The sequence below is a fragment of the Mesorhizobium sp. WSM4814 genome, from assembly GCF_055811595.1.
In genome coordinates this window covers 433,748-446,595 of sequence record NZ_JBVVQT010000002.1, presented here as the reverse complement: position 1 = coordinate 446,595, position 12,848 = coordinate 433,748, and the positions used below count along the sequence as shown (strand labels likewise).

Sequence of the window (12,848 nt, the reverse complement as noted above, 5' to 3'; positions counted from 1 at the left end):
CCGACTTGGTCGACCATCGGTCGAAAAACTCTTGTTTGAGCATGATCTTGGCCGAAAACCGGTAACCACTTTTCGGGATCATGCTCGGCGTCCGGCCGCGGGGAACCGCGACCGGACGTCTTGCTTATTCGGCCGCGTCGGGCAGCCGGATCGGATTGTCGTCGAGCTTGGTGTTCTCCAGCTCGACATTGAGGCCCAGAGACCGCATTTCCTTGACGAGAACGTTGAAGCTCTCGGGGATGCCGGCCTCGAAGGTGTCGTCGCCTCTGACGATCGCCTCGTAGACCTTGGTGCGGCCGGCGACGTCGTCCGACTTCACCGTCAGCATCTCCTGCAGCGTGTAGGCGGCGCCGTACGCTTCGAGCGCCCAGACCTCCATCTCGCCGAAGCGCTGGCCACCGAACTGCGCCTTGCCGCCCAGCGGCTGCTGGGTAACGAGCGAGTACGGCCCGATCGAACGCGCGTGGATCTTGTCGTCCACAAGATGGTGAAGCTTGAGCATATATATGTAGCCCATCGTCACTTTGCGATCGAACGGCTCGCCGGTGCGGCCGTCATAGAGCTGCGACTGACCGCTGGTGTGCAGGCCCGCCTGCTCCAGCATGATGTTGATGTCGGCCTCGTGCGCGCCGTCGAACACCGGTGTCGCGATAGAGACGCCGCGGCGCATCTGCTCGCTGAGGCGAACGACGCTCTCGTCGTCATAGTCACGGACCGGCTCGTTGCGGTCGTTGGCTGGCATGAAGCTCTCGAGCGTCTTGCGCAGCGGCTTGATGTCGCCGCCTGTCTTGTAGGCGTCGATCAACTCGCCGATCTTCCTGCCCATTCCGGCGCAAGCCCAGCCCAGATGCGTCTCCAGGATCTGGCCGACATTCATGCGGCTCGGCACACCCAGCGGGTTGAGCACGATATCGGCATGCGTGCCGTCCTCGAGGAACGGCATGTCCTCGACCGGAACGATCCGCGACACGACACCCTTGTTGCCGTGCCGGCCGGCCATCTTGTCGCCGGGCTGCATCTTGCGCTTCACGGCCACGAAGACCTTGACCATCTTCATGACGCCGGGAGGCATCTCGTCGCCGCGCTGCACCTTCTCGACCTTGTCCATGAAGCGCTGTTCGAGCGCCTTCTTGGAATCGTCGTACTGGCCACGCAGGGCTTCCAGTTCGCTCTGGAGCTTTTCGTTCTCCACCGCAAACTGCCACCACTGCGAACGCGGATACTCGTCGAGCGTGTCCTTCGACAGCTTCGAGCCCTTCTTGAAACCCTTCGGCCCGGCAATCGCATCCTTGCCGACGAGAACGTCGGACAGGCGCGAATAGACGTTGCGGTCGAGAATCGCCTGCTCGTCGTCGCGGTCCTTGGCGAGGCGTTCGATCTCCTCGCGTTCGATCGCCATGGCGCGCTCGTCCTTCTCCACGCCGTGGCGGTTGAAGACGCGCACTTCGACGACGGTGCCGAAGGTTCCGGGCGGCATGCGCATGGAGGTGTCACGCACGTCCGATGCCTTTTCGCCAAAAATGGCGCGCAGAAGCTTTTCTTCCGGCGTCATCGGGCTTTCGCCCTTCGGCGTGATCTTGCCAACCAGGATGTCGCCCGGCTGCACTTCGGCACCGATATAGACGATGCCAGCCTCGTCGAGGTTCTTCAGCGCTTCTTCCGAGACATTGGGAATGTCGCGGGTGATTTCCTCCGGCCCGAGCTTGGTATCGCGCGCCATGACCTCGAACTCCTCGATGTGGATCGAGGTGAAGACGTCGTCGGCGACGATGCGCTCGGACAAGAGGATCGAGTCCTCGTAGTTGTAACCGTTCCACGGCATGAACGCGACCAGCACATTGCGGCCGAGCGCCAGATCGCCAAGCTCGGTCGACGGACCGTCGGCGATGATGTCGCCCTTGTTGACCAGGTCGCCCATGCGCACCAGCGGACGCTGGTTGATGCAGGTGTTCTGGTTCGAACGCTGGAACTTCATCAGCCGGTAGATGTCGACGCCCGACTTGCCGGGATCGAGATCTTCGGTGGCGCGGATGACGATACGCGTCGCGTCGACCTGGTCGACGATGCCGCCGCGGCGGGCGCCGATGGCGGCGCCGGAGTCACGGGCGACGATCGGCTCCATGCCGGTGCCGACGAACGGCGCTTCGGCGCGCACCAGCGGCACGGCCTGACGCTGCATGTTCGAGCCCATCAGCGCGCGGTTGGCGTCGTCGTTCTCGAGGAACGGGATCAGGGCCGCGGCCACCGACACCATCTGCTTGGGCGACACGTCCATCAGATCGACGTTTTCGCGCGGCGCCATCATCACTTCGCCGGCATTGCGGCAAATGACGAATTCGTCGACGAAACCACCATTCTTGTCGAGCTCGGCATTGGCCTGGGCGACGTGGTGCTTGGCCTCTTCCATCGCGGAGAGATAGACGACCTCATTGGTCAGCTTGCCGTTGACGATCTTGCGGTACGGGCTCTCGATGAAGCCATACTTGTTGACGCGCGCAAATGTGGCCAGCGAGTTGATCAGACCGATGTTCGGGCCTTCCGGCGTCTCGATCGGGCAGATGCGGCCGTAATGCGTCGGATGCACGTCGCGCACCTCGAAGCCGGCGCGCTCGCGGGTCAGACCACCGGGTCCAAGCGCCGAGAGACGGCGCTTGTGGGTGATCTCCGACAGCGGGTTGGTCTGGTCCATGAACTGCGACAGCTGCGAGGAACCGAAGAACTCGCGCACGGCGGCAGCCGCTGGCTTGGCGTTGATCAGGTCCTGCGGCATCACCGTATCGATCTCGATCGAGGACATGCGTTCCTTGATCGCGCGCTCCATGCGCAACAGGCCGACGCGGTACTGGTTCTCCATCAGCTCGCCGACCGAGCGCACGCGGCGATTGCCGAGATTGTCGATGTCGTCGATCTCGCCCTTGCCATCACGCAGTTCGACCAGCGTCTTGACCACGGCCAGAATGTCGTCCTTGCGCAGCACGCGCACGGTGTCCTCGGCCTTGAGTTCGAGGCGCATGTTCATCTTGACGCGGCCGACGGCCGACAGGTCATAGCGCTCGCTGTCGAAGAACAGCGAGTTGAACATGGCTTCGGCGGTTTCCAGCGTCGGCGGCTCGCCGGGGCGCATGACACGGTAGATGTCGAACAGCGCGTCCTGGCGGCTCTCGTTCTTGTCGACGTTGAGCGTGTTGCGGATATAGGCGCCGACATTGACGTGGTCGATGTCGAGAACCTTGATCTCGTCGTCGCCGGCGGCGAGAAGCACTTTTAGCGTCTTTTCGTCGATCTCGTCGCCGGCCTCGAGGAAAATCTCGCCGGTCGCATAGTTGACGATGTCCTCGGCAAGGTAGTTGCCAAGCAGATCCTCGTCGGTCGCCTTGATCGCCTTGAGACCCTTTTCGCCGAGCTGACGGGCCTGGCGTGCGGTGATCTTCTTGCCGGCCTCGACGACGACCTCGTTGGTGTCTGCATCGATCAGGTCGCCGACAGCCTTGAGGCCGCGGAAACGCTCGACGTTGAACGGGATGCGCCAGTGGTCGCCGGCGCGCTTGTAGGTGATCTTGTTGTAGAAGGTCGACAGGATCTCCTCGGCATCCATGCCGAGCGCCATCAGCAGCGACGTCACCGGAATCTTGCGGCGGCGGTCGATGCGGGCGTGCACGACGTCCTTCGAGTCGAACTCGATGTCGAGCCACGATCCGCGATAGGGGATGACGCGCGCGGCAAACAGCAGCTTGCCCGACGAGTGCGACTTGCCCTTGTCATGGTCGAAGAAGACGCCCGGCGAACGGTGCATCTGCGAGACGATGACGCGCTCGGTGCCATTGACGATGAAGGTGCCGTTCAAGGTCATGAGCGGCATGTCGCCCATATAGACGTCCTGCTCCTTGATGTCCTTGATCGACTTTGCGCCGGTATCCTCGTCGATATCGAACACGATGAGGCGCAGCGTCACCTTGAGTGGCGCGGCATAGGTCAGGTCGCGCTGACGGCATTCGTCAACGTCGAATTTCGGTGCTTCGAACTCGTACTTCACGAATTCCAGCATCGAGGAGCCGGAAAAGTCGGAAATCGGGAACACCGATTTGAAAACCGCCTGCAGTCCCTCGTCAGGACGCCCGCCCTTGGGCTCCTCGACCATCAGGAACTGGTCATAGGATGCCTTCTGAACCTCGATCAGGTTCGGCATCTCCGCAACTTCCGGAATCTTTCCGAAGAATTTGCGTACGCGTCTGCGGCCATTGAAAGTTTGTGTCTGGGCCATCGTCGCTCCTTAGCTCGATTCTCGGGGCGAGCCTCGCCGCGGCTCGCCTTGCATTCTCGGCCACCTTCGGCGGCGGCCTTTATTTGTTCACCCGCCACCTGTCGGTGGCCGGCCAAAACGGGAGAAAACCCGTTTCCTGAAGGCCGGCTTACGGCCCTCAGGAAAGAGGTTTTCGTACTCTTCGCGTTACGCAGCCTCCCTTCGCGCCAAGGGAGCGGCGGACGGCGCGAAGCCGCCCGCCGATATCAAACGCTTACTTCAGTTCGACCTTGGCGCCGGCTGCTTCCAGCTGGGCCTTGAACTTGTCCGCGTCGGCCTTGGAAACAGCTTCCTTGACCGGCTTCGGAGCCGCCTCGACCAGGTCCTTGGCTTCCTTGAGGCCAAGACCGGTGATGGCGCGAACTTCCTTGATGACGTTGATCTTCTGAGCGCCCGCCTCGGTGAGAACGACGTCGAATTCCGTCTTTTCCTCGACCGGAGCAGCAGCAGCCGCAGCACCGCCGGCGGCAGCAACCGCCACCGGAGCAGCAGCGGAAACGCCCCACTTTTCTTCCAGAAGCTTCGACAGCTCGGCCGCCTCGAGGACGGTCAGCTTCGAAAGGTCGTCTACGATCTTTGCCAGATCAGCCATTGCAATATTCCTTCATGAGGTTCGAACGTGTGTTTGTGATAGCGAGGAACGGCCTCATGCCGCCTCGTCCTTCCGGGCGTAAGCGCCGATGACACGCGCGACCGAAGCCGCAGGCGCATTGACGATCTGGGCGATCCGGGTTGCCGGCGTGGCGATCATGCCAACCAGCCTGGCGCGCAGCTCATCGAGCGACGGAAGTGTGGCGAGTGCCTTCACACCGTCGGCGTTGAGCGAGGTGGTGCCCATTGCGCCGCCGAGAATGACGAGCTTGTCATTTCCCTTGGCGAAATCGGACGCGACCTTCGGCGCCGCAATCGGATCCTCCGAATAGGCGATCAGCGTCTGTCCCTTGAACAGGTCGATGATCGATGCGGAGTCCGTGCCCTGAAGAGCGATTTTGGCGAGACGGTTCTTCGCGACTTTGACGGTGCCACCGGCGACACGCATTTTCGACCGAAGGTCGTTCATTTGCGCGACGGTAATACCGGCGTAGTGGGCCACGACGACTGAACCAGCGCCCGAAAACGCTTCATTCAGGCCCGTGACGAGTTCGCGTTTTTCCGCTCTGTCCACTGCCTATCTCCAGTTGACCCCAATCCTGTTAACGGGAACATTCCCATTACGAGGACAGGTGTCGGGTTGCCTTTTGCCGGCCGGGCCATCCAGTAACGGATCTCCCGAACGACGCTCGAGGATCCTGCCCCCTTTCGCCACACCAGCCGGCAAGCCGAATGGTGCGCAGACAAAAGGCAAACACGGTTCGAACCTTTCATTGGAGCAGTCGCTCCGTTGTCCGGTCTTCACCCGTCTCATGCAGGCCCACATGAATTAAGGCCCCCTTGAACCAAGGCCTGGGGCCGCCCGCAATCTCGGACAGGATGTCCGGAAGCCTTCCGACTTCCGGTACCGGGCCGCCAAGATAAATCGGAGGCCCGGAATTCTGTTTGCGGATCAGCCCTTTAGCGGCAGATCCGAATGGTTCGTATCAGGACGCTGCCAGCGTCGAGACGTCGAGCTTGAGGCCCGGGCCCATGGTCGAGGTGACCGACACCTTCTTGACGTAGTTGCCCTTGGCGCCAGCCGGCTTCGCCTTGGTCACGGCGTCAGCGAAGGCGCGGACGTTCTCTTCCAGCGCCTTGACGTCGAACGAGATCTTGCCGACGCCGCCATGAACGATGCCGGCCTTCTCGACGCGGAACTCGACCGCGCCACCTTTCGACGCCTTGACGGCGGCGGTAACGTCGGTGGTGACAGTGCCGACCTTCGGGTTCGGCATCATGCCACGCGGGCCGAGCACCTTGCCCAGACGGCCGACCAGCGGCATCATGTCCGGCGTGGCGATGCAGCGATCGAAGTCGATCGTGCCCTTCTGGACGATGTCGACCAGATCCTCGGCGCCAACGATATCGGCGCCGGCCGCCTTGGCTTCCTCGGCCTTGTCGCCACGCGCGAAAACCGCGACGCGGACGGTACGGCCGGTGCCGTTCGGCAGGTTGACCACGCCACGGACCATCTGGTCGGCATGGCGCGGATCGACACCCAGGTTCATCGCGATTTCAACGGTCTCGTCGAACTTCACCGAGGACCGGTCCTTGAGCAGCTTCAGCGCATCACCCAAGGCATAGGCCTTGTTGGGATCGATGCCTTCGCGGGTCTTCGATACACGCTTTGCAATCTTTGCCATGATCTCAGCCCACCACTTCCAGACCCATCGAGCGGGCGGAGCCCTCGACCATGCGCATGGCCCCCTCGATATCGGTCGCGTTCAGATCCTTCATCTTCTGCTCGGCGATGGCGCGCACCTTGTCGCGGCCGATCGTGCCGGCCTTGACCTTGCCCGGCTCCTTCGAGCCCGACTTCAGGTTTGCGGCCTTCTTCAGGAAGTAGCTCACCGGCGGCGTCTTCATGACGAAGGTGAACGACTTGTCCTGGTAGTAGGTGATCACGACCGGAACCGGCGATCCCTTTTCCATTTCCTGGGTCTGCGCGTTGAACGCCTTGCAGAACTCCATGATGTTGATGCCGCGCTGACCAAGCGCCGGTCCGATCGGGGGCGACGGCGTCGCCGAGCCCGCGGAAACCTGGAGCTTGAGCTGGCCTGCAATTTTCTTAGCCATCTCTTCCTGCCTTTATCTCATGCCGGCCCCAAATCTGGGCAACACCGGCGGTTGCAGTCTGGTGGTGCGGTTCCTGCAGCGGGCTAAAGCCGCATTCGCCTCCCACCCGTTTTGGCGGCGATTTCCACGCCGCCTCCCTCACCGCCGAATTGGCGACAAGGATTTCGGATCAGCCCTTTTCGACCTGTCCGAATTCGAGATCGACCGGCACGGCGCGCCCGAAGATCGAAACTTCCACCTTGAGCCGCGCCCGCTCCTCGTCCACTTCCTGGACGAAACCGTTGAACGAGGCGAACGGACCGTCCGAGACGCGGATCGCCTCGCCGATCTCGAAAGTGACCGACGGCTTCGGCCGCTCGACGCCTTCCTGCACCTGGTTCAGGATGCGCTGGGCCTCGGCCTCGGTGATCGGAACCGGCTTCGAATCACCCAGGAAGCCGGTGACCTTCGGCGTGTTCTTCACGAGCGAGAACACTGCGTCGGTCAGGTTGGCCTTCAGCAGCACGTAGCCCGGGAAGAACTTGCGCTCGGCATCGACCTTGCGGCCGCGGCGTATCTCGACGACCTTCTCGGTAGGCACCACGATCTGCTCGATGTCAGCGGACAGGCCTTTCTGCTTGGCCTTGTTCTCGATGTCCTCAGCGACCTTTTTTTCAAAGTTCGAATAGGCGTGGACGATGTACCACCGCGCAGTCATTTCAAGGCTTCTCCGTAATCGCCGGACTCAGCGTCCAATGCCCAGAATCTGCTCGACCGCGAGGCCCATGAGCTGATCGGCAGTAAAGAAAAAGATCATCGCGATCACAGCGAACGCCAGAACCATCACCGTCGAGATCATCGTTTCGCGACGCGACGGCCAAGTCACCTTGGCGGTCTCCGCGCGAACCTGCTGGAGAAAGACGAATGGATTTGTGGTTTTCGAAGCCATGTGCCGCTCTGTCTGCAAGACCCGTTGACCGGATCTCCTGGATGATCCCGCTGGCCGGGATGTGCCGCCTGAGCCTGTGTTCGCGCCGAATCAGCGCAATCATTTCGCCCATGCAAATCGGACGCGTAAAGCCGGCTTCCCAGCTCCACGCGTCGCGTGTCTGTTTCGTCTACATAAAACCGATTCTTGATCCACGCAAGTGGCAAGTGTCCGCTTTATGCCAAACGCCGCCTCGGAACCATCCAGTCGTCCCGTTCCGGCTATGGCGCTCTTATGCCTCAAGACAGCTTATATGGCAAGCCACCGCGCGATTTTCAAAAGGTCGATGCGCGGAAGACCAGAAATTTTTCATGAATTGGCCATTTCGAAAAATGGCACGGGCAGCAGGGCTCGAACCTACGACCTGCGGTTTTGGAGACCGCCGCTCTACCAACTGAGCTATGCCCGTATCGCGCGCTGCTATTTCATAAAGCGGACAAGAACTCAAGTCGAGTTTTCAGGCGTGGCCGCGCCGGGCTGCAATCGTCGAAATCCGAGGACCAGCGCCCAGACGCATATCAGAAGTTCGAGGGCAAAAGTCCAATGCAACATGAAGCTCATGACCCAGTTGCGATACATCGCCGGGACCGTGACGAGTTCGAGCGCGCGCCGGTCGAACGGCATTAGCCACATGATAGGCGACGCCACCGAGTCCAGGATCATGTGTATCATTGCGGCGGCAAAGAAGGCGCCGACGGGGGCCAGATATCGCGGATCCCGCCATTTCGTGACCGACACTGCCACAAGGCCAACCGCTGCCCAGAAGAGCGGCCAGTGCGTGACGTAGGCGTGGTGATGGGTTCGTCCGCCATCGACAAAATGGAAATAGACCATGTCGAGGTCCGGGACGACGCTGCCGAGCATTGCCGCCGCCATGATCCCCGATCTGCCGGGCCAACGATTTCCCACGAAAGTACCGAGTATGTAGCCAGCCGAAAGATGAGCGATCAGCATCGTCAAACCTTGTTCATTGCCGAATCGATCGAACGTCGCGGCGGATTGTGGCGCATTCAGGAAGGACTACCCCGCCTCGCCCTATCGCGCTGGGCCGGGGCGTGACTGCGCCTTACAGCTTGACGGCCGCCTCGGCCTGAACCTCGGACGTCGACACGACGCGGCAATTCTGTGGCATTGGCTGCGACTTGCAGATGGTCGGGCCGGTAAATTCATCGGCCGAACCAAGTCCGGTCGTCAGCCCGACTTTCAGCATCATCTCGGGTTCGAGCTGCCGATGGCGCGAGGCCGGCACCGACCGCATCGCCGCCAGCAGACCGGGTCCGACCGCCATATCCCTGAGAAAGGTTTTGACCCGCTGCTCCAACCCGATCGGGTGCACGGTCAACTGCGCGCGAGGACCGACAAGGCGTCTGACACCGCCGGCAAGCATGATCGGACAGGCCGCGCCACACGCGCCGCTCGCATCGATCGTCAGCCCGACATGGACGCCATCCCTGGCGGTGCAATCCGCCTTGTCCGGCTCGCATCCAATGAAGTCCGTCCGCGCAACCGCCACGTCGAGCTTGCGTTCTCGGATCAACCTTCCGGCGGCCAGAGCGCCGAGCACGTCGCCTCCCGGCGAGTTGATCACCACGGGCAGTCGCCGGTCACCGATCGTGTCCAGCAGTTGGCGCAGCCGTTCCGGCGTTTGAGCGCTGATCGTGCCTTCCGCCGAGATCCATTCGGGACAATTGGGATCGCAGAGAAAACTTCTGCCGCGAACCAGGACGAAGCGCATATCGCCAACATCGGCCCGCTGCCCGGTTTCAGGTTCGACCGGCGCGGCGGGAGCGGGCTTGGCGTACGCCACCACGTCGCCGGCCGGCGCCGGTATTTCCCTGCAGTTCGCGGCCACCGGATCGGTGTTGCACAGGGTTGGCGCGGTCAGCAGGTCGACGGCATCCAGGCTGGTCACCAGCTTCGCCTGCAGCATGTCGTAGGGAGCCAGTTGCTGGATGCTGCTGGCCGGCGTGTTCTTCATCGTCTCGAGCACGGCCTGGCCGACGCCCATTTCGTTCAGATAGGCAGCCAGTCTTTTCTCCACCGACTTGCTCATCTCGTAGGTCTTGTAGCTGCCGGCGTTCTTGCGGCCGACGATCTTCTTGCTGAGGATCTTCTTCTTGCCCCCGACCACGCGATAGGTGGTCCGGTACTGCAATTTCGTGCGGATGTAGGTCGTGGTGATCTGATGTACGCCGAGAAAGGCCCATTGCCCGACGACGCGCTTGATGCCGCCGGCAAGCATCAGCGGACAGGCTGAATTGCAGATGGCGCTGCTGGCATAGGCATTGCCGAAATAGCGAGCGCCCTTGCCGTCGTTTTCCTTGCAGCCCTTGGCATCGGGCTGGCAGCCGGTGAACCGGGTTTTGCCGACCGCGATATCGAGCTTGTTCTTGCGGAGCAGCCGGCCAAGCGCCAGCGCCGCTTCGACGTTGCCGCCGGGAGAATCCACGACAACGGGCAGTTTTCGGCCACCAAGCCCCTTGAGCGTGCGTTTGAACAGGGCCGGCGTGCCGGCCTCTATCGAGCCTTCAGCCGATATCCATTCCGGGCAGGTCGGTTCGCAACCAGGCGCGCTGCTGCGGACGACGACAAACCGCATCGTCGGACCAAGATCCGGCGCGGATTTTTTGGTGTTCGCCGCGAAGGCAGCGTGTCCCATGACCAGGAACGACGCCAGCAAGATCATCCCAAGCATCCACCATGCCTGGCCATTCAGACGGTGCCATGGAACCATTCGGGCAAGTCCCCCGCAATGCAATCTATACTAGTTCAGCTTTGCCGGCTTGCAACAGCGTTTTGCGACGATGGCGCAAGCGCCGGCCGTACCCAAAAAAGTATGCCGGCCGTATCCAAAAGCGAGACGGGCGGCCCGAAGACCGCCCTTCGAGGTAGGGCTTTGGGTATTTCAACGGCTACGGCTTTGGTGTGAATTGTGCGTCAACCTTGAGCGCCGATACCGCCGGGCAATTTTGCGGCCTCGGTTCGGTTTTACAGACAGTTGGCCCCACCAAATGGTTCGCCGATTCAGGTCCCGTCGTCAGTCTCATCGTCAACATTGTGCCGGGTTCGAGCCGGAGCCGGTTGCGCTTATAATCGAAGCGGTCGAGCGGCATCGGCGGAAACAGATGCTGCCTGACCGACATTTCCGCAAGATAAGAGCGTATCCGCTCCGCGAATGCCAGTGATTGAACGCTGACTGGCACCTTGGGGCCCACGAAACGTCTGACGCCCCCAGCAAGCATGATCGGACAGGCGGCATCGCACCCCGCACCTAAATCGGTCGCGACACCAGGATAGAACCCATCCGGTGGCGCGCACCCTTTGTCCTGCGGCTTGCACCCGGTAAAATCGGTGCGCGCAATCGCGACGTCAAGTTTGCGGTCGCGGATCAATCTTCCCATGGCAAGGCGCTGAGCAAATCGCCTCCCGGCGAACTCACGATCAACGGCAGACGCCGGCCGCCGACGGTATCGAGCAATTGGCGAAATATCTTCTGCGAATCGGGCGTGATCGTGCCTTGCGCTGCAATCCATTCGGGACAATCGAGACCGCATTTCGGATCGCTGCTCCGGACCAGGACGAAACGCATCGAATTGTCGACCGGCGCTGGACGGGCCGACGGAGTGGCTGGAACGGCCCCTCGGACGGCCACCACTGCCGTCTTGGCCGGCTTGGCATTCGCAGGGACCTCCCTGCAGTTTGCCGGCGCCGGGCTCCGCCGGCATATGCCCGCCAGCGCAAGTATGTCGAGGGTGTCCCTGCTGGTGACCAGCTTCATCGTCAGCATGTCGTCGAGGGCGATCTGCCGGATATCACTGGCAGGCGTGGCCTTCATTGTGTCGAGCACGCCCCGCCCGACCCCCATCTCCCTGAGATAGGCCGAGATCTTTCTCGAAAACGCCTTGCTCATTTTATAGGTCTTGTAGCTCTCGCCTTGAGTGATGGTCTCCGTGGTGACCCGATATTTTTTGCCACGGATGGTTTGATAGGTGGTTCGAAAATGCCGTGTTGAGGGGAAATACGTGGTGGTGATCTGATGAACACCCAGATAGGCCCAGCTGCCCGCCACGCGGCGGACGCCTCCGGCAAACATCAGCGGACAGGCGGAATTGCACATGGCGCCACCGTCGGACGCGACGCCGAAATAGGCTACGCCTTTGCCGTAGCTGGCCCCGCAACCCTCCATCCCCGGCCAGCAATCGGAAAACTCGGTCTTACCGATGGCGATGTCGAGCCTGTTCTTGCGTATTATGCGACCGAGCTGGAGCGCAGCGTCGACATCACCGCCAGGGGAATTGACGATAATCGGCAGTTTGCGAGTGCCGAGCTTTTTCAGTACCCGCTTTAGTAGAGCCGGCGTGCCGGCTGCGATGGCGCCTTCTGCTGAAATCCATTCCGGACAGTTGGGCTTACAGCCGACTGCACTGCTGCGGGCAATGATGAACCGCATCTCCGAAAAACCATCGGACGAACTGCCCGGAAGGTACCATGACTTCGGATCCCATGTCCTAGGATCGGACACATCCTCGGCTTTCGCGGCAAAGGCAGCCATCACGATTGCGACTACCGGCGCCAGGCGAACCAGCCCGCGCCACCACCCGGCCATACTGCTTAAACGGCGTCCCCAGACCACGCTTGGCAAAAGCCCCCTCGATGCAACCTATAATAGTGGCGGCGGTGGTGCTTGCAATAGCTTTGAAACGACCGCGCAAAATTGTTCTGCGTGGAGCCAGTAAACGAAGAAGGGCGGCCCGAAGACCGCCCTTCCCTGTCGATCCGGCGGATGCCGGTATCGATTACTCTTTGATGGTGACGACGATGCCGGCACCGACGGTGCGGCCGCCTTCACGGATGGCGAAGCGCAGCTTCTCT

Annotated in this window: 12 protein-coding genes and 1 tRNA gene; all 13 read right to left on the bottom strand. The window is 61.6% G+C overall.

Annotated elements, in window-relative coordinates; genetic code table 11:
- Positions 1–124 precede the first annotated feature (124 nt).
- Positions 125–4,261 (bottom strand): DNA-directed RNA polymerase subunit beta, encoded by a 4,137-nt coding sequence (gene rpoB, locus AC0L2V_RS05465; RefSeq protein WP_023798118.1) that lies wholly within the window; start codon positions 4,259–4,261, stop codon positions 125–127.
- Positions 4,262–4,514: 253 nt separating this feature from the next.
- Positions 4,515–4,892 carry a 50S ribosomal protein L7/L12 gene (gene rplL, locus AC0L2V_RS05460; RefSeq protein WP_023680442.1) on the bottom strand — a complete coding sequence of 126 codons (378 nt, stop codon included), beginning with the start codon at positions 4,890–4,892 and terminating at the stop codon, positions 4,515–4,517.
- Positions 4,893–4,946: 54 nt separating this feature from the next.
- Positions 4,947–5,465 (bottom strand): 50S ribosomal protein L10, encoded by a 519-nt coding sequence (rplJ, locus tag AC0L2V_RS05455; RefSeq protein ID WP_023798119.1) that lies wholly within the window; start codon positions 5,463–5,465, stop codon positions 4,947–4,949.
- A gap of 412 nt (positions 5,466–5,877) precedes the next feature.
- Positions 5,878–6,576 (bottom strand): 50S ribosomal protein L1, encoded by a 699-nt coding sequence (gene rplA / locus AC0L2V_RS05450; protein WP_027155818.1) that lies wholly within the window; start codon positions 6,574–6,576, stop codon positions 5,878–5,880.
- Between the two features lie 4 nt (positions 6,577–6,580).
- The gene (rplK, locus tag AC0L2V_RS05445; protein WP_023798121.1) at positions 6,581–7,009 is read right to left on the bottom strand and encodes a 50S ribosomal protein L11; all 429 of its coding nucleotides are present in this window, start codon (positions 7,007–7,009) and stop codon (positions 6,581–6,583) included.
- A 169-nt stretch (positions 7,010–7,178) separates the two neighbouring features.
- Positions 7,179–7,706, bottom strand: coding sequence for a transcription termination/antitermination protein NusG (gene nusG / locus AC0L2V_RS05440; protein WP_006333333.1), 528 nt, complete (start codon positions 7,704–7,706; stop codon positions 7,179–7,181).
- Positions 7,707–7,733: 27 nt separating this feature from the next.
- Positions 7,734–7,937: a preprotein translocase subunit SecE gene (gene secE / locus AC0L2V_RS05435; protein WP_013531408.1), complete on the bottom strand. Its 204-nt coding sequence runs from the start codon at positions 7,935–7,937 to the stop codon at positions 7,734–7,736.
- A 372-nt stretch (positions 7,938–8,309) separates the two neighbouring features.
- Positions 8,310–8,385: transfer RNA gene (locus AC0L2V_RS05430), tRNA-Trp, on the bottom strand.
- A 35-nt stretch (positions 8,386–8,420) separates the two neighbouring features.
- Positions 8,421–8,930: a metal-dependent hydrolase gene (locus AC0L2V_RS05425; protein WP_473519696.1), complete on the bottom strand. Its 510-nt coding sequence runs from the start codon at positions 8,928–8,930 to the stop codon at positions 8,421–8,423.
- 112 nt (positions 8,931–9,042) lie between these two features.
- Positions 9,043–10,710: a COG3904 family protein gene (locus tag AC0L2V_RS05420; RefSeq protein WP_473519625.1), complete on the bottom strand. Its 1,668-nt coding sequence runs from the start codon at positions 10,708–10,710 to the stop codon at positions 9,043–9,045.
- A gap of 178 nt (positions 10,711–10,888) precedes the next feature.
- Positions 10,889–11,377, bottom strand: coding sequence for a hypothetical protein (locus tag AC0L2V_RS05415; RefSeq protein ID WP_473519624.1), 489 nt, complete (start codon positions 11,375–11,377; stop codon positions 10,889–10,891).
- A complete protein-coding gene (locus tag AC0L2V_RS05410) occupies positions 11,365–12,528 on the bottom strand; it encodes a hypothetical protein (RefSeq protein WP_473519623.1) in 1,164 nt (387 codons plus the stop codon). Before AC0L2V_RS05410 ends, AC0L2V_RS05415 begins: the two co-directional genes overlap by 13 nt.
- A gap of 244 nt (positions 12,529–12,772) precedes the next feature.
- The coding region (locus AC0L2V_RS05405; protein ID WP_454589835.1) for an EF-Tu C-terminal domain-related protein at positions 12,773–12,848 on the bottom strand (76 nt) is incomplete at its 5' end.